The organism is Stenotrophomonas bentonitica, from assembly GCF_002887735.1.
Taxonomy (GTDB): domain Bacteria; phylum Pseudomonadota; class Gammaproteobacteria; order Xanthomonadales; family Xanthomonadaceae; genus Stenotrophomonas; species Stenotrophomonas bentonitica_A.
Genome location: NZ_PKQP01000001.1, coordinates 889386 through 913769 on the forward strand (window position 1 = coordinate 889386; position 24384 = coordinate 913769).

The following is a 24384-nucleotide window of genomic DNA, read 5'->3' on the forward strand; positions in this document are numbered from 1 at the left end:
GCTCGAATTGTGAGGCGGATCACCGTTCGCTGAAACTCAGACTTTCCCTACCCCACAACGCAAAGAGGGCGGACCTTGCGGCCCGCCCTCCTTTTTTTACGCCATTGCTTCGATGGATCAGAAGCGCTGGGTGTACTTCAGGTAGTAGAACCGACCGATGTCGAAGCCGCCGTAGTAGGAGAAGCTCGAGTTCGGCTGGCTGTACATCACCGGGCCTTCGTGGTTGAACACGTTGTTCGCGCCAGCCGAGATGGTGGCATCCCACGGGGTGTTGTAACGCACCTGCAGGTCATGGAACGTGTTCGAGCCGGTGTTGCGCACCGGGATCGCCAGCGTGTAGGCCGAGGAGTAGCTCGGGTTGTTGCACTCCGGACCGCCTTCGCGATCGTAGGCGCACTCTTCCTTCAGACCGGAGTAGTAACGCATGCCCCAGTTGACGCCGAAGTTGCCCAGGCTCCAATCGATGTTCAGGTTGGAACGGACGCGGAAGTTGCCGCCCCAGTCGCCCGTGCCCCAGCCGGTGTGCTGCTCGACGGCGGTTTCAGCTTCGTTGTCGCGCTTGTACTCGAGGTAGTCCACATAGGTGGTCTTCCAGTCGATGACGATGTTGCCGAAGGACAGTTCCGGCAGACGGTAACGGATACCCAGGTCGTAACCTGCGGTTTCCTGGTAGCCGCCGTTGATCAGCGTACGGGTCACGTCGACGACCTGGCCCGAATCGGTGTCACGGGTGACACGGTCACAGGCGTTGGCGTTGTTCAGCACGTAGCACTGGTTGAGGATCGAGGTGACCGACTCCGCCGCGATGACGTTGTCGATGCGGATCTTCCACCAGTCCAGGCTGACGTCCAGGCCCTGCACGAAGTTCGGGCTGTACACCAGGCCGACGGTCCAGGTCTTGGAGGTTTCCGGCAGCAGGCCGTCATTGGAACCGGACAGGTACGGGTAGTTCGACTGTGCGCCCGGGCCGGTGGCATCGATGCCACCCGACGCTTCCTGACGGAAGTTGGCCGGCACGGCGCCGCCGCAACGGGCAGCGACGTCGGGGTTGCGCACGGCAGCACCGAAGAAGGTGTCGCACGGGTCGGTGTACTTGTCGAAGCTCTGCGAGGTGCCACCGTACAGGTTGGCCACGGTCGGCGCACGGAAGCCGGTGGCATAGGTGCCACGGACCAGCAGGTCGTCGATCGGCTTCCACTTCAGGCCGAACTTGGAGTTCACCGTGTCGCCGAAGGTGTTGTAGTCCGAGTAACGGCCGGCCATGTCGACCGACAGTTCCTTGGCGAACGGCAGATCGGCGAGGATCGGCACGTTCAGTTCCAGGTAGAACTCGTCCAGCTTGTAGCCACCGGCGGTCGGCGCACCGGCCAGGTCGGTGCTCAGGCCCGACTGCAGCAGTGCATCCGGGTTGTACTCGGCGTCTTCTTCGCGGTGCTCGTAACCGGTCGCGAAGGACAGGTCACCGGCCGGCAGGGTCACGATGGCGCCGCTCAGGTTGGCGCTGTAGACCTTGCTGGTGGTCAGCGAGGTATCGTGGGTCGGCAGGAACAGGTACTTCTGCAGGTCCGGGTTGGACAGCGAACCGTCGGCGGTGGAGCCGTACGGCAGCAGCGGGTTCCACGGGGTGCAGCCGGCGATCGGAGCAGCGGCGGTACCGCACTGGGCGATACCGTTGGCATCCAGGTACGACGGGCCCACGGCATTCTTCACGTTCGGAATGAACAGGTTGCCGGTGCCGGTCTTGACGCCCTTGTTGCGGTTGTAGACGTAGCCCACATCCCAGTCGAAGTACTTGTCGGCGAACTCGAACGAGCCTTCCAGACCACCGCTGAAGCGGAAGGTGTTGAGCTCGGACTTGGTCTGACGCGGCACTTCCCACGTACGACGCATGAAATCAACGTCGGTATCGAGCGGGTTGAAGACGCTGTCGCCGGACATCTGGGTGTCGTAGGCAGCCGAACGGTACGGGTAGCCGGCGATCTGCTGCAGCGCTTCGCGTTCGGTGTACAGGACGCTGGCGGTACCGCGGATGTTGTCGGTGAAGTCGAACTGACCGTTGGAGAAGACCGAACGACGCTTGATGCCGGTCGACAGGTACATCTGCTGCGACGGGTTGGACAGATCGGCGTTGCCCAGCTCGTGGTAGTCGCCGAAGTTGTTCGAGGCGCCGCCCGGGTTCAGGACGTAGTTGCCATCATCCGTAACCAGCACGCCCTTTTCGGTGATCGCGCTCCAGCCGTTGGTGTCGTCGTCGGTCGGAACCGGATGACGATAGCCGTTGGCAGAGGCGCTGTAGCGACGGTTCTTGGCCAGAACCGGCTCTTCTTCGCTGTACTCGGCGCCAAGGGTGATCGAACCGCGATCGCCGGTCTGGCCGTAGACGAAGTTGTAGGTGGTCTTGTCGCCGTCGCCCTGGCCGTACTGGCCCTTGTAGACGCTGGCTTCCAGGCCGTCGAAATTCTTGCGGGTGATGATGTTCACCACGCCGGCGATCGCGTCGGAACCGTAGATCGCCGAGGCGCCGTCGGTCAGCACTTCGATGCGCTCCACGACCGAGGTCGGGATCGAGGCCAGGTCGGTGTAGCCGCCGGAGCTGACGCCCATGCGCTTGCCGTCGAGCAGCACCAGGGTGCGCTCCGGACCGAGGTTGCGCAGGTCGACGTACTGGCCGCCGACTTCTTCGCCCGAGGACAGCGCATCGGCGCGGCTGATCGCCGGCGAGCCGGTGGCCGACAGGTTCTGCACGATGTCGGCGACGCTGGTGAAGCCCTGCTTCTCGATGTCGGCGCGCTGCAGCGCGATCACCGGCTGCGCGGTTTCAGTGCTGGCCTGACGGATACGCGAACCGGTGACCTGGATGCGGTCCAGGTCGGTCGTGCCGCTTGCTTCCTGAGCCGAAGCAAAGGCCGGCGTCAGGGCAAGCGCAATGCCGGCGGGCAGAAGGCCCAGCCGCACTGCGGGAGTACGAAAATTCATTTATCTCTCCGAGGTACGTTAGTAGCGTGTTAAAAACGCCTCGGAAAGTTACGATTGCGTTGCAGTGAATTATTTGCGGGAGACAACCGAAGACTTTGCCGAATCTGGCGAGAGATTCGCACCGGCCTCACGATAGCGTGACGCAGACAACCCGAAGCGGGCCCGAAACGCCCGTGCGAAGCTGCAGCAGTTGTCAAATCCGCTGGCGGCCGCCACTTCGCCCACCATCATGTCCGTATCGCGCAGCAGATCGGCGGCGCGCTCCAGGCGCAGGCGCGCGGACAGCGATTGCGGACTCTCCGCATACAGGCTCTGGAACGTCTTGGACAGGTACCAGCTGGAGAAGTTGGTCAGCTCGGCCAGCTCACCGATACGCACCACCCGGTGGCTGTTGCCCTCCAGGTACAGGCGCGCGCGCTGCATGCGTCCAAACACCTGGCGCTTGCGGCTGCGGGAGCGGCCCGGGCAACGCTGCACGCCGGACGCCATGCCCTGCTGCAGGGCCGCCAGGTGCAACAGCACCGGGCGCAGCGCCTGGGTCGGGTGGCCGCTGGCCAGCACATCACGCCACAGGCGCAGGGCGACACGGGCATCGCTGCGGCTCATGCTGCCGCGGCCGGCGTAGAGGCTGCAGTCGGTAAGCTCACCCAGCGCGCGCAGTGCGTCCGGGGCCAGGCTCAGGCCGATGCACAGGCCATCGCGACCGGCCTGGACCATCGGGCGGGATTCCTTCTCGAAGGCGATCCACTCACGCTGGCGCAGCCGGAAGCGCCCCTCTTTGGATTCCACCCATGCGCTGCCGCGCAGCTGGATCCACACCGTGAAGGTCGTGCCAGGGCTCTGCAGGCTGCCCAGGCGGGCCACGCCCAGGCAGGTTGGCAGGGGACCGTCGTCGACGACCTTGTCCAGAGAGAGCGCTTGACCGCGATCGGCCAGGGAGAGCTGACGCATGACGACACCGTGAGTTTGCCTTTGCTGGCCTGCAGTGTTGCCAAATCAGGCCACTGCCTCAGGAAGTCCTGGCGAGATTGATCCGAATTCGAGGCGAGAACCTTACGAAGAACTTACGAAGGGTCTTTCGTCTTGAAAATCATGGACTTGACGAAGCCGGGGAACAGCGACGGGACGCGCTCGGGAAGCGACATCACGCCAATGTCCGTGCCATCGGCCACGGCCAGGGCCAGGTACAGCGCTTCGCCGCCCGGGCCCGCGCTGAATCCATTGCTGGCACTCAGCCGCTCTGCGTCCAGGCAGTGCTCCTGGTCGGCGACCGGCTCTGCGATGCGCGTGAACACGGTCGCGCAATCGGCACGGTTGGACAGATAGTCGATGCTGCCCTGCGCCGATACGGTCCAGGTGCGATAGCGCCAGCGCGTGGGCCGGTCTTCACTGATCTGGCGGATGCTGCCCGGCGTCAGGGCGGCATCGGCCTGCCACAGGCCTCCGGCCGAGAGGCGGGTGAACAGCACACGTTCGCCGGCGATGTCATAGCGTGCCTGCGAGACCCCCTCGATGCTGCCGAGCAGGCGCCATGGCGTCACGCTGCGATCGAACAGGGACAAGCGCATGCGTTCGTCACGGTCGCGCTCCACCACCAGCAGCTGCTGCCCATCCCTGCCGTACAGCGCCTGCAGCGGCTGCCGTACCGGCACGGGCAGGCGCACGGTCTGCTCATCGCGCGGAGACACCTCATAGATGCCGGGGTTGGCATGTTCATCGCGGCCCAGCACCAGCACGCGTTTACCATCGTGCGACCAGTCGGAGGACTGGCGCGCCTCAGGCCGCAGCCCTTCGATCGGACGCAGCGACTCCGGCCGCTGCATGTCGGCCCACCACAGCGCGTAGCTGCCCGAACGGTCCGACGAAAACACGATCTGCTGGCCATCCGGCGACACCATCGGCTGCGCATCGCGTCCACTGGAGGGGAACAAGCGCTCCGGTGCGCCCAGCCCCCCGGCCGCCACCGGAACCCGGAACAGGCCGAACTGCGGGCGGCGGTGCACGAAGGCGAGCATGTCACCGGTGCGCGAAACAGTCGGCGACTGCGCATCGTCCAGGCCGACATCACGCAGCACGCGGGTGTCGGTATCCAGTTCATACAGGCGCGATTCGCTGTCGACGCGGCGGCCGAACACGAGGTGGCGGCTGTCGCTGCGCCAGGCCCAGCCACGGATCTCCGCCGAATCGTCGGTCAGCTGCTCCGGGGTGCCCCCTTCAGCAGGCATCCGCCACAGATCGCCGATCTGGGGATTGCGGACGAAGACGATCCAGCGACCGTCCGGCGAATAGCGTGGCGCGTACTCGAAGTTGTCACGGCCGAGATCGTAATCGAGCGACTGCCATCGTCCGCTGGCGATATCCAGAGTGCGGATACCGCGCTGCGCATACCGGCCAGACAGCGAGCCGAACACCAGACCCCGCCCATCGGGCGTCCAATCGAAGCTGAGCAGTTCGGTACCGTCGCACCGGGTGACATGGCGCACTGCGCCGCCGGTCGCACTGGCGATCAGCACTTCGCAACTCTCGGCAGGGCCGAACCGGGCGAACGCAATCTCACGACCGTCGGGCGACCAGCTCGGGAACCGGTCGGACATTCCGTTGGGAGGCTCGACCAACAGGCGGGCAGGCGTATTGCCGGAGGTCTGCACTTTGATGACGCTGCCCGGGCGGCTGGGCACATCGGCCTCATAGGCGATCTGCGATCCATCCGGGGACAATGTGGGATACGTCTCGAACCCTGCCGTTGCGGTGATCAGCCGGTAAGGCCGCTGCGGGCTGCCGATCACCCGCGTGCCATCTTCCACCGCCGCGTCCACCGCCGAGGCGGGCGGATCGCGCTGCATCAGCATTCCCGCCATCACCAGCAGCGCCACCAGCATCGCCATGCCGACCGCCACCACCGCATAGCGACGCAGGCGACGCCGACGGCGTTTGATCGGGTCCAGCTCGGTCAGCACCGGCGGCAATGCCGCAGGCACTTCAGCCACGGTGAGCACGCTTGCGGCCGGCTGCTGGAGGTCAGGCTCGATCAGCAGTGCAGGCGCAGCATCCTCGACCACGCTGACGGCCACCAGAAGCCGGTAACCGGTCTTGGCGATGGTTTCGATATAGGGCGCGGCCGCGTCATCATCGCTGGCGAACGCCTTGCGCAGCTGGGTCACCGCCTGGGTCAGCACGTCGTTGGTCGGCAGGGTATCCGGCCAGACCTCCGCGAACAGTTCATCCCGGGTCACGACCGCGCCCGGCGATCGCAGCAGCATCCTGAGCACGCCCAGCGCCTTGGGTGTGAGCCGACGTGGGCGACGCATGCCTTCGCTCATCACTTCCCGCGAGGAGAAAGTGACGATGAAGTCGCCGATTCGAATCACATCGGCGGAGGGGCGCTCACTGTCGTTGCTGATCATCCAGAACACGTGGAAATGCAAAAAAACCACTGGAACTCACGCGATCGTCACAATCGATACAACCGGACGAACCGCCAGATTCCGCACACGCCATCGGCGCAAACCGCAAAAACACCAAGGCGCGCGAATACTAGCCTATGCCGGTTAACCACGCCTATGCGCGCGGGTGACGACAGGCTCTCTCTCGCCGATGAATTCACATAAATCGCATCACCATTCGCGCCTTCTGGCGCGAATTTTTTATCCTGGATTCAGTTTCGTGCACGCGCCAGCATGGTCAGCCCGACGAGCCGCGAGACCACCAGGGCGACGTACATCACGCCTGAAAACTGCTCCAGCATTACCAATGCGCGCGCTTGGGAATGGATCGGCACGACGTCGCTCAACCCCACCCCGGACAACAAGCTGAAGCTGAGATAAAGCAGCTCCATCCAGGTCCTCAATTCGCTCTCGCTGGTTGCCACGAAACTGCCCGGGTACCACTGCTGGCAGACCGCGAACGCGAAGGCGAAGGCCCAGGCCAAAAGCGTGAACGTGGCGCCCGCAGCGAACAGTTCGTCACGGGTCACCTTGTGGTCCTGCAGCATGTAGGCAATCAGGCTGCCGGCCGTATAGAAATACAGCAGGCATTCGAGCAGCTGTGCGGTGGTGACCAGTGCCGGGCGCTCCAGCAGGGCGCCTGCAATGGAGAACACCACCGAGGGAATCGCCAGCACCAGCGCTACCCACATTCCAAGCGGACTGCGCCGCACCACCCACAGCGCCAGGCCGAGCACGGCGATGCCGAACGCGCCGAACAGCGCGCGGCTGGCGCCGGCCTCGTCCATCGCGGGGTAAAGCAGCACGCCCAGCAGCTGCACGGCCAACAACCAGGCCGAGGGATGCCGGCGCGCGATGGCCAGCCATTTGGTGCTGCGTGCTATCGCCATTGTGCTCCCCCACCCCTGCCTGGTCGCGCCGAGCTTAGCCGGAATCGTGCGCGCGCCGGATGATGGCCGGGACGGCGTGCCCGCCCCGGCCGATGCGTCACTCCTGCCGATACACCTCTGCGCCCAGATCGCGGAACTGTGCGGACTTTTCGGCCATGCCGGCCTCCAGCGCCGTGCGCTCATCCAGGCCCTGCCCCGCTGCATAGTCACGCACGTCCTGGGTGATTTTCATCGAGCAGAAGTGCGGGCCGCACATCGAGCAGAAGTGGGCCAGCTTGTGCGCGTCCTTGGGCAGCGTTTCGTCGTGGAACTCCTTGGCCTTCTCCGGATCCAGCCCGAGATGGAACTGGTCTTCCCAGCGGAATTCGAAGCGTGCCTTGCTCAGCGCGTTGTCACGCACCTGCGCGCCGGGATGGCCCTTGGCCAGGTCCGAGGCGTGCGCGGCGATGCGGTAGGCCATGATGCCGTCGCGCACGTCCTGGCGGTTGGGCAGACCCAGGTGCTCTTTGGGCGTGACGTAACAGAGCATCGCCGTGCCGTACCAGCCGATCATGGCCGCGCCGATCGCACTGGTGATGTGGTCGTAGCCCGGGGCGATATCGGTGGTCAGCGGGCCGAGTGTGTAGAACGGCGCCTCACCGCACTCACGCAGCTGCTTGTCCATGTTTTCCTTGATCAGCTGCATCGGCACGTGGCCGGGGCCTTCGATCATGGTCTGCACGTCGTGCTTCCAGGCGATCTTGGTCAACTCACCCAGCGTTTCCAGCTCACCGAACTGCGCCGCGTCGTTGGCGTCGGCGATGCACCCCGGGCGCAGGCCGTCGCCAAGCGAGAAGGTCACGTCGTAGGCCTTCATGATCTCGCAGATGTCTTCGAAGTGGGTGTACAGGAAGTTTTCCTTGTGGTGTGCCAGGCACCACTTGGCCATGATCGAGCCGCCCCGCGAGACGATCCCGGTCACGCGCCCGGCGGTCAACGGCACATAGCGCAGCAGCACACCGGCATGGATGGTGAAGTAGTCCACGCCCTGCTCGGCCTGCTCGATCAGCGTGTCGCGGAAGATGTCCCAGGTGAGTTCCTCCGCGCGGCCATCGACCTTTTCCAGTGCCTGGTAGATCGGCACGGTGCCAATGGCCACCGGCGAGTTGCGCAGGATCCATTCGCGGGTCTCGTGGATGTGCTTGCCGGTGGACAGGTCCATCACGGTGTCACCGCCCCAGCGGATCGCCCAGACCAGCTTTTCCACTTCCTCGGCGATGCCCGAGGAAACCGCGCTGTTGCCGATGTTGGCGTTGATCTTGGTGAGGAAGTTGCGGCCGATGATCATCGGTTCGCTTTCCGGGTGGTTGATATTGTTGGGCAGCACCGCACGGCCGCGGGCGATTTCATCGCGGACAAATTCCGGTGTGATGCGCGCCGGGATGGACGCGCCGAAGGCTTCGCCGGGATGCTGCCTGAGCAGCGCGGCATCGACGATGGCCTCGAGACGCTGGTTTTCGCGGATGGCGACGAATTCCATCTCCGGGGTGATGATGCCGCGGCGTGCGTAGTGCATCTGCGTGACGTTGGCACCGGCCCGCGCGCGCCGTGGCTGCAGCCGCGACGGGAAGCGCACCGCATCCAGGCGCGCATCGGTTTCGCGGGAGCGGCCAAACGCCGAGCTCAGGCCGTCGAGCACATCGGTATCGCCCCGCTCGGCCACCCAGCCGGCACGCAACGGCGGCAGCCCCACGGAGAGGTCGATCCGTGCATTCGGATCGGTATACGGGCCGGACGTGTCATACACGGTGACCGGCGCGTTCTCTTCCCCACCAAACAGGGTCGGCGTGCGGGTCAGCAAGATCTCGCGCATGGGCACCTGCAGGTCGCTGCGTGAGCCGGGCACATGGATCTTGCGTGAGCCGGGAATCGGGCGGGTGACCGATTCGGACAATTGCTGGGCCTGCTGCTGCAGGGAGGAAAGCGCTGCGTTCATGACGTCGTCCTGGATCGGGTCCCGCCCGGGAATGGGCGGAACGGACGAAGCGGCGGCGCACGGCAGACGCAACACGGGCGGTCTTCGGGCGGGGCAGCCCTACGGCGCAGTGCATCAGCAATTGCGAAGCTTCCCTACGCCGGTATCAACCGGATCAGGTTCGAAGGGACTGTCTCAACCTTGGCCACTGGGCCGCGGTACCCCCGCTTCGGGGCGAATTAGAGCACAAAGCGATGACCCTCGGCGCGCTGGGGCAGACCAACCAAGCTGCTTGGCCCTGGGTGTGAACAGCGTGCCGACATCCGATGCACTACCATGCTGCAGCGCGGTATGCGGTGCGATCGGCGGTAGCGTCCCGATCACGCGCGCATTGCGCATTGTTCGACGCCATTGACGTCCGTACTGACCGGCCTCGACCGGCTTGATCCGCCCCAGTCGTTGCCGCCGTGCCGCTGGAGATTGCAAGCCTCGGCTCGCCCCTACTGATCGGAGACACGCCTGCATGGTGTTCCGCATTTCCATCGCACTGGTCGCACTGCTGGTGCTGATCGCCGGCCTCGCGCCGGGCCCCTTCAACGAGGTCGTCCAGAGCGGCCTGTCTACCATCATCCGCAGTACCGGCTGGCTGTACCTGCTGGTGGTGTTCATCACCCTGTCGTTCCTGATGTACCTGGCCTTCGGCCGCTTCGGTTCACTGCGCATCGGCGGCGAAGATGCCGAACCCGACTTCTCCAATGCGAGCTGGATGTCGATGCTGTTCGCGGCCGGCATGGGTATCGGCTTGGTGTTCTGGGGCGCGGCCGAGCCGATCTCGCATTTCGTGAAGCCACCGGAAGGGTTGGCCCCGCAAAGCATGGAGGCGGCGCGCGCATCGATGCGCTATGCGTTCTTCCATTGGGGCCTGCACCCCTGGGCGATCTACGCCCTGATCGGCCTGGCGATGGCGTGGTTCCAGTTCAACCGCAACGGCCGCGGGCTGATCAGTGATCTGCTGCAGCCGATCATCGGTGCGCATCACCGGGGCTGGATGGGCACTGTCGTCAACGTCGCTGCAGTGGTCGCCACCGCGATCGGTGTGGCAACGACGCTGGGCTTCGGCACGATCCAGATCGCGGCCGGCCTTGAGCGCGTGTTCGGTATCCAGGCCTCGGTACCCGTGCAGTTGACCATCATCGCGGTGGCGTTCGTGCTGTACATGGCCTCCACCACCAGTGGCGTGCACCGCGGCATCAAATGGCTCTCGAACTTCAACCTCGGCCTGGCGGCATTGCTGCTGGCGCTGATCCTGGTGCTGGGGCCGACCGGCTTCATCTTCGATACGTTCACCACCACGATCGGCTCCTACCTCAATTCGCTGGTCACCATGAGCCTGCGCATGTCACCGTTCTCGGGCAGCACCTGGGTGGCGGACTGGACGATCTTCTACTGGGCCTGGTGGATTGCATGGGCACCGTTCGTGGGTTCGTTCATCGCGCGCGTCTCGCGTGGGCGCAGCATCCGCGAGTTCGTGCTGGGCGTGGTGATCGCACCGAGCGTGCTGGGCTTCCTGTGGTTCTCGGTATTCGGTGGCACGGCGCTGTGGTCGCAGATCTTCGGCCACGTGGATCTGGCCCAGGCGCTGGGCAATGGCTACGAGACGGTGCTGTTCACGATGTTCGACAGCCTGCCGATGCCGACGGTGTTGTCGGTGATCGCGCTGGTATTGCTGATGATCTTCTTCGTGACCTCGGCCGATTCGGCGGTGCTGGTGCTGGCGACGATGTCGACGGAGGAGGCCGGCGATCCGCCGCTGGCGCGCCGGATGGTGTGGGGCGTGGCGATTGCGTTGATCGCGGGCGTGCTGCTGTTGGCCGGCGGCCTCAATGCGCTGCAGGGGATGATCACGATCGCGGCACTGCCGTTTGCGTTGTTGATGCTGGCGGTGATGTGGTCGTTGTACCGGGTACTGGATATGGAGCATGCGCTGCAGCGGCGCCGTGCGCAGCGCGCGCGGCGGTTGATGGACGAGTGGATCGAGCGGGAGATCGCGGCGCAGGAAGAAACGCGCGATGAGGCGGCTCGGGCGCCTTGAGCTGAACGCTTGGAGCGTCCCGCCTTCCGGGCTATCGGTGGGCGGGACGGGTGGGTTGCAGCGATGACCTGATGCATCGGGTCATCGCTGAGTGAGAGGAGCCACGCATGGCGTGGCTCTACCCCTTCGGCCGTGTTCGCTTTTGCCATGCGCACCGCCCCCCCCCCGCAGCGCCAAAGCGTCCTGCTCTACGCTCTGCTCTGCTCTGCGCTAGTGCCGACCAACGGTCGGCACTACGGAGAGTGCGAGAAAATCAGTAGCCCGCCGCCTGCCCATCCTTGCGGCTTTCCGACGCCCCGTAATACACCCCGGTCTCCGGATCACGCAGGATCGCCTGATACCCGCCATACGGGCCATCCGCAAAAACAACACGGTGGCCCTTGCGCATCAGCGCCCGCACCGTCGCGTATGGGAAGCCCGTTTCCAGATTCACTTCGCCGCCATCACTCATCGCCGTCGCCTGGCCGGTCGGCTCGGTCGAGCCCTCGTGCTGGATGCGCGGCGCATCGCCGGCCTCCTGCAGATTCATCCCGAAGTCGACCATGTTCATCACGATCTGCGCATGGCCCTGCGGCTGCATCGCACCGCCCATCACCCCGAAGCTCATCCACGGCTTGCCATCCTTGGTCACGAACCCCGGAATGATCGTCTGGAACGGACGCTTGCCCGGTGCATACCCGTTCGGGTGATCCTTCTGCAGCACGAACATCTCGCCACGGTCCTGCAGAATGAAGCCCAGGCCCGGAGGCGCCATGCCACTGCCCATGCCGCGGTAGTTGGACTGGATCAGCGAGACCATCATGCCGTCGGCATCGGCCACGGTCATGTAGATCGTGTCGCCTTCCTGCAGCTGCTTGGGCGTGCCCGGCTGCACTTCGCTCAGCGCCTTGTCCATCGAGATCAGCTTGCGGCGCTCGGCGGCGTAACCCTTGGAAATCAGCCGGTCGACCGGGGCCGGATGGAACGCCGGGTCGGTGTAGAAGCGCGCGCGGTCGGCGAAGGCCAGCTTCTTGGCCTCCACGAACAGGTGCACGTGTTCGGGTGAGCCAAAGGGAATGCTGGAGAAGTCGTAGCCTTCGAGCACATTGAGGATCTGCAGCGCCGCGATGCCCTGGCTGTTCGGGGGCAGCTCCCACACGTCATAGCCGCGGTAGTTGCTGCTGACCGGCTCCACCCACTCGCCGTGGTGGCTCGCCATGTCGTCATAGCTCAGGTAGCCGCCGTTGGCCTTGAAGTAGGTGCCGATGGTGCGGGCGATGTCGCCCTTGTAGAAGGCATCGCGCCCGCCCTGGGCGATCTGCTCAAGGGTGTGGGCCAGGTTCGGGTTCTTCCACATCTCGCCCTTGCGCGGGGCATGGCCGTTGATCGTGAACTGCTCGGTGAAGCCAGGATACTTGGACAGTCGCGGCACCGAGCGGTCCCAGTAGTAGGCGATGACCTCGGCGACCGGGTGGCCTTCGCGGGCGTAGTGGATCGCCGGGGCCAGGTTGTCGGCCATCGGCTTGCGGCCGAAACGGTCATGCAGGGCGAACCAGCCGTCCACCGCGCCGGGCACCGAGACCGGCAGCGGGCCGGTGGCGGGGATTTCCTTCAGGCCGCGCCGCTGGAACTCGGCCAGGGTCAGCGACTTGGGCGAGCGCCCCGAGCCGTTGTAGCCATACAGCTTCTCAGTTTTGGGGTCCCAGACGATCGCGAACAGGTCGCCACCGACGCCATTGCCGGTCGGCTCCATCAGGCCGAGGGCAGCGTTGGCGGCGATCGCGGCATCCACGGCCGAGCCACCGGACTTCATCACGTCCAGGGCGATCTGCGTGGCCAGGGGCTGGGAGGTGGCGGCCATCGCGTGCGGGGCGATCACCTCCGAGCGGGTGGCAAAGGTATGGCCGGTGATCCGGTCTGCGGCGATCGCCGCGGCGGGCAGCGTGGACAGCAGGGCGGCGGCGAGCAGGCCGCAGGCGAGGCGTGGGGACACGGGGGAATTCCTGAAGGGTGGTAGCGACATCGATGGTGGCGGCAGATGGCCTGTGATGACATCCCACAATGGTCATGTACCGGGGTGGAAATCGGCCCCGGATCCGCGCAATCGGCAGCGCCAAAATACTGAATTCCGGTTCACCGGAACGCTTTCAGCCGCAACCATCCTTGTCTGGCGGGGCATTGCGGTGGATGCAGACGAAACCGATGGAAATTGTCCTGCCAGGGTTGACACCGCCAAAACCCGTGTGGTTTTCTCGATCTCATGTTGCAGCGCACAGCCACCCGCGAATCCATCCAGCACGCCGACCCCGGCGCGGCCGCGATCCATTCGCTTCTCGTCCTCGTACTTATTACCCAACCAACAGGTGCGGGACGGACCGGCGTGTAAGCAAGACTGCCAGGTATCCATCAAAACCCGCACCCGACCAGGTGCGGGTTTTTTCGTTTCAGAACCCTTTGTTTTCCATCCTCCCCTCCGAGTTGCCTTCCACCATGACCCGCCAGCCCGCCCCGAGCCAGCCGACGCCCACCGCCCCCACGGCGGGTGCGTTCGCGTGTGGTCGCGGCCAGGCCGGTGCCACCCCTTCCCCTGATGGGCCGACGCGTCGCTGACCGTCGGCCCTCTTTTTTCTTGCCTCCAAAGGACCTCCCCCATGAGCACCAACGACCTGCCCCAGATCAAGATCGCTGTTGTCGGCTACGGCAGCCAGGGCCGCGCGCACGCGCTGAATCTGCGTGAATCCGGTTTCGATGTCGTCGTCGGGCTGCGCCCGGGCGGTCCGACCGAGGTCAAGGCACAGGCCGACGGCTTCACCGTCAAAGCCCCGTCCGAAGCGGTGAAGGATGCCGATCTGGTCGCGGTGCTGACCCCGGACATGGTGCAGAAGAAGCTCTACGAAGACGTGCTCGCACCGAACATGAAACAGGGCGCGGTGCTGCTGTTCGCGCATGGCCTGAACGTCCACTTCGACATGATCACCCCGCGCGAGGATCTGGACGTGGTGCTGGTCGCACCGAAGGGCCCGGGTGCGCTGGTCCGTCGCGAGTATGAAATCGGCCGCGGCGTGCCGTGCATCTGGGCGGTCTACCAGGACAAGAGTGGCAAGGCCGCCGAGTTCGCGCTGGCTTACGCCGGTGGTCTGGGCGGCGCGCGCGCCAACCTGATCCAGACCACCTTCAAGGAAGAGACCGAGACCGATCTGTTCGGCGAACAGGCCGTGCTGTGCGGCGGTGCTTCGGCACTGGTCCAGGCCGGGTTCGAAACCCTGGTCGAAGCCGGCTATCAGCCGGAAATCGCCTATTACGAAGTACTTCACGAATTGAAGCTGATCGTGGATCTGTTCTACGAAGGCGGCATCACCCGCATGCTGGAATTCATCTCCGAGACCGCGCAGTACGGCGACTACGTCAGCGGCCCGCGCGTCATCGATGCCGGTACCAAGGCGCGCATGAAGGACGTACTGACCGACATCCAGAACGGCACCTTCACCAAGAACTGGGTGGCCGAGTACGAAGCGGGCCTGCCGAACTACAACAAGTTCAAGCAGGCCGACCTGGAGCACCCGATCGAGAAGGTAGGCAAGGAACTGCGCGCCAAGATGGTCTGGTTGCAAAGTCAAGCCGCGTAAACGCGCGGCTCCCCCACCCGCTTTCGTAAAGGTCACCGCATGAACACCTCCGCACACAGCACCGCGCCCCGCAACGGCGCACGCTGGTTGACGCAGGCCCTGGAAGCCGAGGGCGTGCATACGCTGTTCGGCTATCCGGGCGGCACCATCATGCCGTTCTACGACGCCCTGGTGGATTCCGGGCTGAAGCACATCCTGGTCCGCCACGAGCAGGGCGCCGCCCTGGCTGCCAACGGCTTCGCCCGCGCCAGTGGCCGGGTCGGCGTCTGCGTCGCCACCTCCGGCCCGGGCGCCTCCAACCTGGTCACCGGCATCGCCGATGCGATGCTGGATTCGGTGCCGATGGTCTGCATCACCGGCCAGGTCGCCACCCCGCTGCTGGGCACCGACGCGTTCCAGGAACTGGACGTGTTCGGGCTGACCCTGCCGATCGTCAAGCACAGCTGGCTGGTGCGCTCGGTCGATGACCTGCCGCAGGTGGTCGCCGATGCGTTCCGGATCGCCCGCGAGGGTCGCCCGGGTCCGGTGCTGATCGATCTGCCCAAGGACGTGCAGGTCGCCGATGCGTCGCATCTGCCCGACCACGTCCCCTCCACCGTGGTGGCACCGCCTGCGCCGCAGGACGAGGCCATCGCGCACGCCATCGCCGCCATCGCCGAGGCCGAGAAGCCGGTGATCTATGCCGGTGGTGGCGTGGCGCTGGGCGATGCGGTGGAGGACTTCCGTGCCTTCGTCGAGGCCACGGCGATCCCGACCGTGCTGACCCTGCGCGGGCTGGGTGCGCTGCCGCCGCAGCATCCGCACTACCTGGGCATGCTGGGCATGCACGGTACCCGCGCGGCCAACATGGCGGTGCAGGAAAGCGATCTGCTGGTGGTGGTCGGCGCCCGTTTCGATGACCGCGCCACCGGCAAGTTGAACGAGTTCGCTCCGTTTGCGCGCGTCGTGCATATCGATGCCGACGCGTACGAGATCTCCAAGCTGCGCACCGCCGACATCGCGGTGCCGGGCAACGTGGGTACGGCGCTGCGCGCCCTGACCGCCGCGGCCACCGCCCCGGCCACGCAGGAGGCCTGGGCGAAGCGCTGCCAGGGCCATCGTGAACGCTTCGCGCCGCGCTACGACGCACCGGGCAAGCACATCTATGCACCGGCGCTGCTGAAGCGCCTGAGCGAACTGGCCCCGAGCGACGCGATCATCGCCTGCGATGTCGGCCAGCATCAGATGTGGGTCGCCCAGCACTGCCGCTTCAACCACCCACGCAACCACCTGACCAGCGGCGCGCTGGGCACCATGGGCTTCGGCCTGCCGGCAGCGATGGGCGCGCAGTTCGCCTGCCCCGACCGCACCGTGGTGCTGGTCTCCGGCGATGGCAGTTTCATGATGAACGTGCAGGAGCTGGTCACCATCGCCCGCTGCCGCCTGCCGGTGAAGATCGTGCTGCTGGACAACAGCTCGCTGGGCATGGTCCGCCAGTGGCAGGAGCTGTTCTTCGCCGAGCGCTACAGCGAGATCGATCTGTCCGACAACCCGGACTTCGCTGCGCTGGCGCAGGTATTCGGCATTCCGGCCACGCGTATCGAAGCACGTGACGATGTCGAAGGTGGCCTGGCCGCGATGCTGGCCCAGCCCGGCCCGGCGCTGCTGCATGTGGCCATCGATGCCCGTGCCAACGTGTGGCCGCTGGTGCCGCCCAACAACGCCAACAGCACGATGCTGGAAAGCAACCCCGCCCATCAGTCCCAGGAGTTCCCCAATGCAATACCGGCTTGACCTGGTGCTGACCCCGGCCGAAGGCGCGCTGCTGCGCGTGATCGGCATGGCCGAACGCCGCGGCTTCGCGCCGCGCGCGATCGCCGGCGCGCCCAATGCCGCCGACGATGGCCGCTGGCACCTGCAGCTGGTGGTGGACAGCACCCGTCCACCGGAAACGCTGCGCCGCCAGATCGAGAAGATCTACGACTGTGTTTCGGTGCGCATCAGCGCACTGGAACCCGGAGTATCCGCATGAACGCCCGCACCGCTGCATCGGTGCCGGTACGGAGGTGCCTTCTTGCAGCACATGGATGTGCAAATGGTGCGCGTGCAGGATGCACAACGTCGCACCGCGCTGCAGGAGGCACGACGCCGCACCGTGCGCCGTCGCAGCGCGTACCGCATGGCGACGATCACCGTGGCCGGGTGCACGATGCCGGCTAGCCGCGCCCCGCAGGAACCGGATGTAGGCGACGTAAGCGTCGCCGACGTGCTGGCCGCGCAGGCGCGGCTGCGCCGCTTCCTGCCGCCCACGCCGCTGCATTACGCCGAACGTTTCGGCGTGTGGCTGAAGCTGGAGAACCTGCAGCGCACCGGGTCGTACAAGGTGCGCGGCGCCCTGAACGCACTGCTGGCCGGGCGTGAGCGCGGCGATGACCGCCCGGTCATCTGCGCCTCCGCCGGCAACCACGCCCAGGGCGTGGCCTGGGCCGCCTACCGTCTGAACATCCCCGCGATCACCGTGATGCCCCACGGTGCGCCCGCCACCAAGATTGCCGGTGTCGCCCACTGGGGCGCCACGGTCCGCCAGCACGGCGAGAGCTACGACGAGGCCTACGCCTTCGCCCGCGCCCTGGCCGACCAGCACGGCTACCGTTTCCTGTCCGCCTTCGACGATCCCGATGTGATCGCCGGCCAGGGCACCTTGGGCATCGAACTGGCCCCGCATGCGCCCGACGTGGTGATCGTGCCGATCGGCGGCGGTGGCTTGGCTTCGGGCGTCGCGCTGGCGCTGAAATCACAGGGTGTACGCATCGTCGGCGCGCAGGTCGAGGGCGTCGATTCGATGGCCCGTGCGATCCGCGGCGACGTGCGTGAGATCGCCCCGGTCGCCACCCTGGCCGACGGCGTCAAGGTGAAGATCCCCGGTTTCCTGACCCGCAGGTTGTGCAGCGCGTTGCTGGACGATGTCGTCATCGTCCGCGAAGCCGAGCTGCGCGAAACCCTGGTGCGGTTGGCGCTGGAAGAACACGTCATCGCCGAAGGCGCCGGCGCGCTGGCGCTGGCCGCCGGCCGCCGCGTGGCCGGCAAGCGCAAGTGCGCGGTGGTCTCCGGCGGCAACATCGATGCGCTGGTCCTGGCCCAGCTGCTGGCCGACATCCGCCCCCGCCCCCCGCGCAAACCGCGCCGCCGCGCCAGCGAGCGAACACGCCCGCCCCTACCAACCGTGCTCGCGACACCCCCGATTTCCGTTTCGATTCCTACCTCTGCCATCCCATCCGACATTGCCGTCGAGGAGACCTCCTGGTGACCATGCCCAACTCCCCCCGAATCAGAATTTTCGACACCACCCTGCGCGACGGCGAACAATCGCCCGGCTGCAGCATGAGCCCGCAGCAGAAGCTGGTGATGGCCCGCGCGCTGGACGAGCTGGGCGTGGATGTCATGGAAACCGGCTTCCCGGCCAGTTCCCAGTCCGACCGCGAAGCGATGGCGATGATCGCCCGCGAGGTCCGTCGCCCGACCCTGGCCGTGCTGTCGCGCTGCCTGGCCGCCGATATCGAAACCTCGGCCAAGGCGCTGGAAGCCGCCGCGAACCCGCGCCTGCATGTATTCCTGTCGACCAGCCCCCTGCATCGCGAGCACAAGCTGCGCATGAGCCGCGAGCAGGTGCTGGAGTCGGTGCACAAGCACGTCAGCCTGGCCCGCAGCTACGTGGGCGATGTGGAGTTCTCCGCTGAAGATGCCACGCGCACCGAGGAAGATTTCCTGATCGAGGTTGCCCGCGTGGCCGTGGCCGCCGGCGCCACCACCATCAACCTGCCCGACACCGTGGGGTTCACCACGCCCGAAGAGATCCGCGGCATGTTCCAGCGGGTGATCGCCGGCGTGCCCGACAGCGACCGCATCATCTTCAGCGCGCACTGCCACAACGATCTGGGCCTGGCCGTGGCCAATTCACTGGCCGCCATCGAAGGTGGTGCACGCCAGGTCGAGTGCACCATCAACGGCATCGGTGAGCGCGCGGGCAACTGCTCGCTGGAAGAGATCGCGATGGTGCTGAAGGTACGCAACGCCTTCTACGACGAAGACACGCGCATCAACACCCAGCGCATCGTAGCTACCTCGCAGCTGCTGCAGCGCCTGGTCGGCATGCCGGTCCAGCGCAACAAGGCGATCGTCGGCGCCAACGCCTTCGCGCACGAGTCGGGCATCCACCAGCACGGCATGCTGCGCCACCGCGGCACCTACGAAATCATGCGTCCGGAAGACGTGGGCTGGGAGTCCTCGCAGATGGTGCTGGGCCGCCACAGTGGCCGCGCCGCGGTCGACCAGCGCCTGCGTGCGTTGGGCTTCTGGCTGGAAGAAGAAGAGCTGAAGCTGGTCTTCGAACAGTTCAAGGCGCTGTGCGAGCAGCAGCGCGTGGTCACCGATGCCGACCTGCAGACCCTGATGCAGGGCAGTGCCACCCAGAACGGCTACCGCCTGGCGTCGATGACGATCAGCGACGTCGGCAGCCGCGCCAATGCGCTGGTCGAGCTGTCCGATCCTGAAGGCAACCGGGTTGCCGAGACCGCCCAGGGCGATGGCCCGGTGGATGCGTTGTTCGGCGCGCTGTCGGCCGCGACCGGCGTGCAGTTGATGCTGGACAGCTACCACGTGCACAGTGTGGGCATCGGCGCCGATGCGCGCGGCGAAGCCAACCTGAGCGTGCGCCACGAAGGCGTGGAGTACGAAGGCACCGGCACCAGCCGCGACATCATCGAAGCCTCCGCATTGGCGTGGCTGGAGGTGGCCAACCGTCTGCTGCGCCAGCGCAGCGCGACGACCGAGCAGCCCACGGCCACCGCCGCGGCCTGAGCACCCCATGACGTACCCCGAACCGCAGCAAGGCCAGTCCATGACCCCAGCTCCCCGCACCCTGTACGACAAACTGTGGGACGCCCACGTCGTCGTGCCCGAAACCGACAGCGCCCCCGCCGTGCTGTACATCGACCTGCACCTGATCCACGAAGTGACCTCGCCGCAGGCCTTCACCGAACTGCGCGAGCGCGGCCTCTCCCCGCGCCGGCCGGACCGGACCAAGGCGACGATGGACCACTCCACCCCCACCCTGCCGGCCGCTGCCGACGGCAAGCTGCCGTATGCCAGCGCCGCCGCCGAAGCCCAGGTGGCGATGCTGGCCGACAACTGCGCCACGCACGGCATCGAGCTGTTCGACCTGCAATCGGCCAGCCGCGGCATCGTGCACGTGATCGCCCCCGAGCAGGGCTTTACCCAGCCGGGGATGACCATCGTCTGCGGTGACAGCCACACCTCCACCCACGGCGCGTTCGGCGCGTTGGCCTTCGGCATCGGCACCAGCGAGGTCGGCCACGTGCTGGCCACCCAGTGCCTGCTGCAGCGCAAGGCCAAAACAATGGCGATCACCGTGGATGGCACGCTGGCGCAGGGCGTCGGCGCCAAGGACGTGGTGCTGCATATCATCGGCGTGATCGGCGTCAACGGCGGCACCGGCCATGTGCTGGAGTTCCGCGGCAGCGCGATCGAAGCGATGGACATGGAGCAGCGCATGACCTTGTGCAACATGTCCATCGAAGCCGGCGCTCGAGCCGGCATGGTCGCCCCCGACCAGACCACCTTCGACTGGGTCGCCAATACCCCGCGCGGACCCAAGGGCGCCGACTTCGACGCCGCCGTGGCCGCCTGGTCGCAGCTGCGCAGCGATGCCGGTGCGCGCTTCGACGTGGAGGTCCACATCGAGGCCGCCGACATCCGCCCCACCCTGACCTGGGGCACCCACCCCGGCACGGCGATCGCGGTGGACCAGCCGATCCCGGCGGCCAACGATGCCGCCGACCAGAAAGGCCTGGACTACATGCACTTCCACGCCGGGCAGACCCTGGCCGGCACCCCGGTGGATGTGGTCTTCGTCGGTTCGTGCACCAACGGCCGGCTGAGCGACATGCGCGAAGTGGCGCAGGTGCTGCAGGGCCGCCGCGTCGCCGACGGCGTGCGCATGCTGGTGGTGCCCGGTTCGGAAATCGTCAAGCGCCAGGCCGAAGCCGAAGGCATCGATGTGGTGGTGCGCGCTGCCGGTGCCGAATGGCGCGAGCCCGGCTGTTCGATGTGCATCGCCATGAACGGCGACCTGGTCGCCCCGGGGCAGCTGGCCGTCAGCACCAGCAACCGCAATTTTGAAGGCCGCCAGGGCCCCGGCTCGCGCACCCTGCTGGCCTCGCCGATGACGGCCGCCTGGGCCGCAGTGAACGGCCGCGTCGCCGACCCACGTGAACTGTATGCCACGCTGGAGGTGGCCTGATGAGCGGCTTCCGTACCCTGACCTCGACCAGCGTGGTGCTGCGCGAGACCAACATCGATACCGACCAGATCATCCCCGCGCGCTTCCTGTCCACCACCGAGCGCGTCGGGCTGGGCAAGCATGCGTTCAATGATTGGCGCTGGCAGAGCGAAGGCGTGCCGAACCCGGCGTTCGCCTTCAACCAGCCGCACAACGCCGGCCGCAGCATCCTGCTGGCCGGCCGCAACTTCGGCTGCGGCTCTTCGCGCGAGCATGCGCCGTGGGCGCTGACCGACCTGGGCCTGCGCGCCATCGTCAGCAGCGAGATCGCCGATATCTTCCGCGGCAATTCGCTGAAGAACGGCCTGCTGCCGATCGTGCTGGACGAAGCCGACGTGCAGACGCTGATGCAGCGCCCGGATGACGCACTGACCATCGACGTGGCCGCACGCGAACTGCGCACGCCCGACGGGCGTGTGTATACCTTCCCGCTGGACGGCTTCTCGCAGACCTGCCTGCTGGAAGGCGTGGACCAATTGGGGTATCTGTTGGGCCGTACCCCTGATATCGAACGTTACGAGAGTGAACATGCACGCTGAGATTGTCGTATTGCCGGGTGACGGCATCGGTCCGGAAGTCGCCGCCGCCGCCGTGGCGGTGCTGGAGGCCGTCGCCACCCGTTTCGGGCACACCTTCGGGTTCCAGGAGCACGACATCGGTGGCATCGCCATCGATCGCCACGGCGAACCACTGCCGGCCACCACGCTGGAGGCCTGCCGGAAGGCGGACGCCATCCTGCTCGGTGCGGTGGGCGGGCCGAAGTGGTCCGATCCCAACGCCAAGGTGCGCCCGGAACAGGGCCTGCTGGCGATCCGCAAGGCGTTGGGGCTGTATGCCAACCTGCGCCCGGTGCGCACGCATGCCGCCGCGCTCGGCGCTTCGCCGATCAAGGCCGAACTGCTGGAGGGCGTGGACTTCGTGGTCGTGCGCGAACTGACCGGCGGCATCTACTTCGGTGAGAAGACCCGCACCGCCGACACCGCCAGCGACCTGTGCAGTTACAGCGTGGGCGAGATCGAGCGCGTCATGCGCACCGCGTTCCGGCTCGCGCAGACCCGCCGCGGCAAGGTCACCTCGGTGGACAAGGCCAACGTCCTGGAGACCTCGCGCCTGTGGCGCGACGTCGCCGCACGGATCGGCCGCGAGGAATTCCCGGAGATTGCCCTGGAGCACCAGCTGGTCGATTCGATGGCCATGCACCTGCTGGCCAAGCCGCGCGAGTACGACGTGATCGTGACCGAGAACATGTTCGGCGACATCCTCACCGACGAAGCCTCGATGCTGGCCGGCTCGCTCGGCCTGCTGCCCTCGGCCTCGCTGGGCGAGCCCGGCGCGGTCGGCATCTACGAGCCGATCCACGGCTCGGCGCCGGACATCGCCGGCAAGGGCATCGCCAATCCCTACGCCACGATCTTCAGCGCTGCGATGCTGCTGCGGCATTCACTGGGGCTGGACGAAGAGGCTGCTACGGTCGAGGCAGCGGTGTACGCCGTACTGGATGACGGCGTGTTCACCGCCGACCTCGCCGCCAAGGGTTTCGCGGTGAGTACCGCCGCCGCAACCGACGCGGTCCTTGCCAAGCTGCAATGATCGCAACGAGCGCGGCCTGAGGGCCGCGTTCGTGTTTCTACATCCCGCACGGCCTCCCTGTCCCGTCGGCCACGTCGCAGTCAGCGGCCGGCCCCCAACAAGGAAAGCCCTTGAACCATCGTTCCTCTGACGACTTTCTCAACCACGTGGCCCAGCGTGATCCGCACCAGCCGGAATTCCTGCAGGCCGTCAAAGAAGTGATCCAGAGCCTGTGGCCGTTCCTGCAGCGCCACCCCCGCTACCTGGAACAGGGCCTGCTGGAGCGGCTGGTGGAGCCGGAGCGGGTGATCCAGTTCCGCGTTGCCTGGGCCGATGATGCCGGCAAGACCCATGTCAACCGTGGCTGGCGCGTGCAGCACAGCTCGGCGATCGGTCCGTTCAAGGGCGGCATGCGCTTTCATCCCTCGGTGAACCAGTCGATCCTGAAGTTCCTGGCGTTCGAGCAGACCCTGAAGAACGCGCTGACCACCCTGCCGATGGGCGGTGGCAAGGGCGGTTCGGATTTCAATCCCAAGGGCCGCAGCGACACCGAGGTGATGCGCTTCTGCCAGGCGCTGATGCTGGAACTGCATCGCCACCTGGGGGCAGACACCGATGTACCGGCTGGCGATATCGGCGTGGGCGCGCGCGAGGTCGGCTACATGGCCGGCATGATGAAGAAGCTCACCAACAATGCCGCCTGCGTGTTCACCGGCAAAGGCCTCTCCTATGGTGGCAGCCTGATGCGCCCGGAAGCGACGGGCTTCGGCACGGTCTACTTTGTCGAGCAGATGCTGCACCATGCGCGGCGCAATACCGATGGCGCGAAAGTGCTGATTTCCGGCGCTGGCAACGTGGCCCAGCATGCGGCGATCAAAGCCATCGAACTCGGCGCGAAAGTCCTCACGCTTTCCGATTCCGGCGGCACGCTGTACGCCCGGGAGGGCTTCGACGAAGCGGGCCTGCAGGAGGTGATGGAACTGCGCAACGAACGTCGCGGCTGCCTGTCCGAACTGGCCGACGACACACGCTTCGAGTACCTGGACGGCGAGCGCCCCTGGCACATCCCGGCTGAGATCGCCCTGCCCTGCGCCACCCAGAACGAACTGGACGAGAACGACGCCCGCGCCCTGGTGGACAACGATGTGCTGTGCGTGGCCGAAGGCGCCAACATGCCGTCGACACTGGAGGCCATGGAGGTCTTCCTCAAGGCAGGCACCCTGTATGCGCCGGGCAAGGCCAGCAACGCCGGCGGCGTGGCCACCTCGGGGCTGGAAATGAGCCAGAACGCGCAGCGCCTGTCGTGGCACCACGCCGATGTCGATGAGCGCCTGCACGGCATCATGAAGGATATCCACGCCAACTGCGTGCGCCATGGCAAGCGGGCCGATGGCAGCGTGAACTACGTGGATGGCGCCAATATCGCCGGCTTCGTCAAAGTGGCCGATGCGATGCTGGCGCAGGGCGTTTACTGACACGGATCAGTAAAAAGGCGCAGCGGAAGGCATCCGCTGCGCC

The 24384-nt window shown here is 66.2% G+C and carries 16 protein-coding genes and 1 riboswitch; of the genes, 10 read left to right on the top strand and 6 right to left on the bottom strand.

Annotated elements, in window-relative coordinates; genetic code table 11:
* Window positions 1–117: 117 nt before the first annotated feature.
* The 5 genes from C0R07_RS03935 to thiC all read right to left on the bottom strand — a co-directional run bounded on the left by C0R07_RS03935 (window position 118) and on the right by thiC (window position 9284).
* Window positions 118–2976 (bottom strand): TonB-dependent receptor plug domain-containing protein, encoded by a 2859-nt coding sequence (locus C0R07_RS03935; protein ID WP_026069877.1) that lies wholly within the window; start codon window positions 2974–2976, stop codon window positions 118–120.
* A gap of 69 nt (window positions 2977–3045) precedes the next feature.
* On the bottom strand, window positions 3046–3927 hold the full coding sequence (locus C0R07_RS03940; protein WP_102788205.1) for a helix-turn-helix transcriptional regulator: 882 nt from the start codon (window positions 3925–3927) through the stop codon (window positions 3046–3048).
* 113 nt (window positions 3928–4040) lie between these two features.
* Entirely contained in the window at window positions 4041–6380 is a 2340-nt protein-coding gene (locus C0R07_RS03945) for a winged helix-turn-helix domain-containing protein (RefSeq protein ID WP_102788271.1), read from the bottom strand.
* Between the two features lie 251 nt (window positions 6381–6631).
* Window positions 6632–7309 carry an ion channel gene (locus C0R07_RS03950; protein ID WP_019183815.1) on the bottom strand — a complete coding sequence of 226 codons (678 nt, stop codon included), beginning with the start codon at window positions 7307–7309 and terminating at the stop codon, window positions 6632–6634.
* A gap of 97 nt (window positions 7310–7406) precedes the next feature.
* Window positions 7407–9284, bottom strand: coding sequence for a phosphomethylpyrimidine synthase ThiC (thiC, locus tag C0R07_RS03955; RefSeq protein WP_102788206.1), 1878 nt, complete (start codon window positions 9282–9284; stop codon window positions 7407–7409).
* A 113-nt stretch (window positions 9285–9397) separates the two neighbouring features.
* Window positions 9398–9499, bottom strand: a riboswitch (TPP riboswitch).
* A gap of 287 nt (window positions 9500–9786) precedes the next feature.
* Between thiC and C0R07_RS03960 the strand changes: the two genes are divergently transcribed.
* The gene (locus tag C0R07_RS03960; RefSeq protein ID WP_102788207.1) at window positions 9787–11355 is read left to right on the top strand and encodes a BCCT family transporter; all 1569 of its coding nucleotides are present in this window, start codon (window positions 9787–9789) and stop codon (window positions 11353–11355) included.
* 253 nt (window positions 11356–11608) lie between these two features.
* Here C0R07_RS03960 and ggt read toward each other — a convergent pair whose 3' ends face one another.
* The gene (gene ggt / locus C0R07_RS03965) at window positions 11609–13357 is read right to left on the bottom strand and encodes a gamma-glutamyltransferase (protein ID WP_428991885.1); all 1749 of its coding nucleotides are present in this window, start codon (window positions 13355–13357) and stop codon (window positions 11609–11611) included.
* 628 nt (window positions 13358–13985) lie between these two features.
* On the opposite strand from ggt, the gene ilvC reads away from it, so the two are divergent.
* The 9 genes from ilvC (at window position 13986) to gdhA (ending at window position 24341) form a co-directional block, all read left to right on the top strand.
* Window positions 13986–14960, top strand: coding sequence for a ketol-acid reductoisomerase (gene ilvC, locus C0R07_RS03970; RefSeq protein ID WP_019183812.1), 975 nt, complete (start codon window positions 13986–13988; stop codon window positions 14958–14960).
* A gap of 39 nt (window positions 14961–14999) precedes the next feature.
* On the top strand, window positions 15000–16733 hold the full coding sequence (gene ilvG, locus C0R07_RS03975; protein ID WP_046273524.1) for an acetolactate synthase 2 catalytic subunit: 1734 nt from the start codon (window positions 15000–15002) through the stop codon (window positions 16731–16733).
* Window positions 16717–16971 carry an ACT domain-containing protein gene (locus tag C0R07_RS03980; protein WP_019183810.1) on the top strand — a complete coding sequence of 85 codons (255 nt, stop codon included), beginning with the start codon at window positions 16717–16719 and terminating at the stop codon, window positions 16969–16971. The genes ilvG and C0R07_RS03980 overlap by 17 nt, the downstream gene beginning before the upstream one ends.
* Before the next feature lie 177 nt (window positions 16972–17148).
* On the top strand, window positions 17149–18246 hold the full coding sequence (locus C0R07_RS03985) for a threonine dehydratase (protein ID WP_070427460.1): 1098 nt from the start codon (window positions 17149–17151) through the stop codon (window positions 18244–18246).
* Window positions 18247–18248: 2 nt separating this feature from the next.
* Window positions 18249–19796: a 2-isopropylmalate synthase gene (locus C0R07_RS03990; protein ID WP_037553334.1), complete on the top strand. Its 1548-nt coding sequence runs from the start codon at window positions 18249–18251 to the stop codon at window positions 19794–19796.
* Window positions 19797–19836: 40 nt separating this feature from the next.
* Window positions 19837–21258 carry a 3-isopropylmalate dehydratase large subunit gene (gene leuC, locus C0R07_RS03995; protein ID WP_102788272.1) on the top strand — a complete coding sequence of 474 codons (1422 nt, stop codon included), beginning with the start codon at window positions 19837–19839 and terminating at the stop codon, window positions 21256–21258.
* Window positions 21258–21836 (top strand): 3-isopropylmalate dehydratase small subunit, encoded by a 579-nt coding sequence (leuD, locus tag C0R07_RS04000; protein ID WP_019183806.1) that lies wholly within the window; start codon window positions 21258–21260, stop codon window positions 21834–21836. The genes leuC and leuD overlap by 1 nt, the downstream gene beginning before the upstream one ends.
* The gene (leuB, locus tag C0R07_RS04005; protein ID WP_019183805.1) at window positions 21826–22887 is read left to right on the top strand and encodes a 3-isopropylmalate dehydrogenase; all 1062 of its coding nucleotides are present in this window, start codon (window positions 21826–21828) and stop codon (window positions 22885–22887) included. The genes leuD and leuB overlap by 11 nt, the downstream gene beginning before the upstream one ends.
* A gap of 110 nt (window positions 22888–22997) precedes the next feature.
* On the top strand, window positions 22998–24341 hold the full coding sequence (gene gdhA, locus C0R07_RS04010; protein ID WP_102788209.1) for an NADP-specific glutamate dehydrogenase: 1344 nt from the start codon (window positions 22998–23000) through the stop codon (window positions 24339–24341).
* Window positions 24342–24384: the final 43 nt, after the last annotated feature.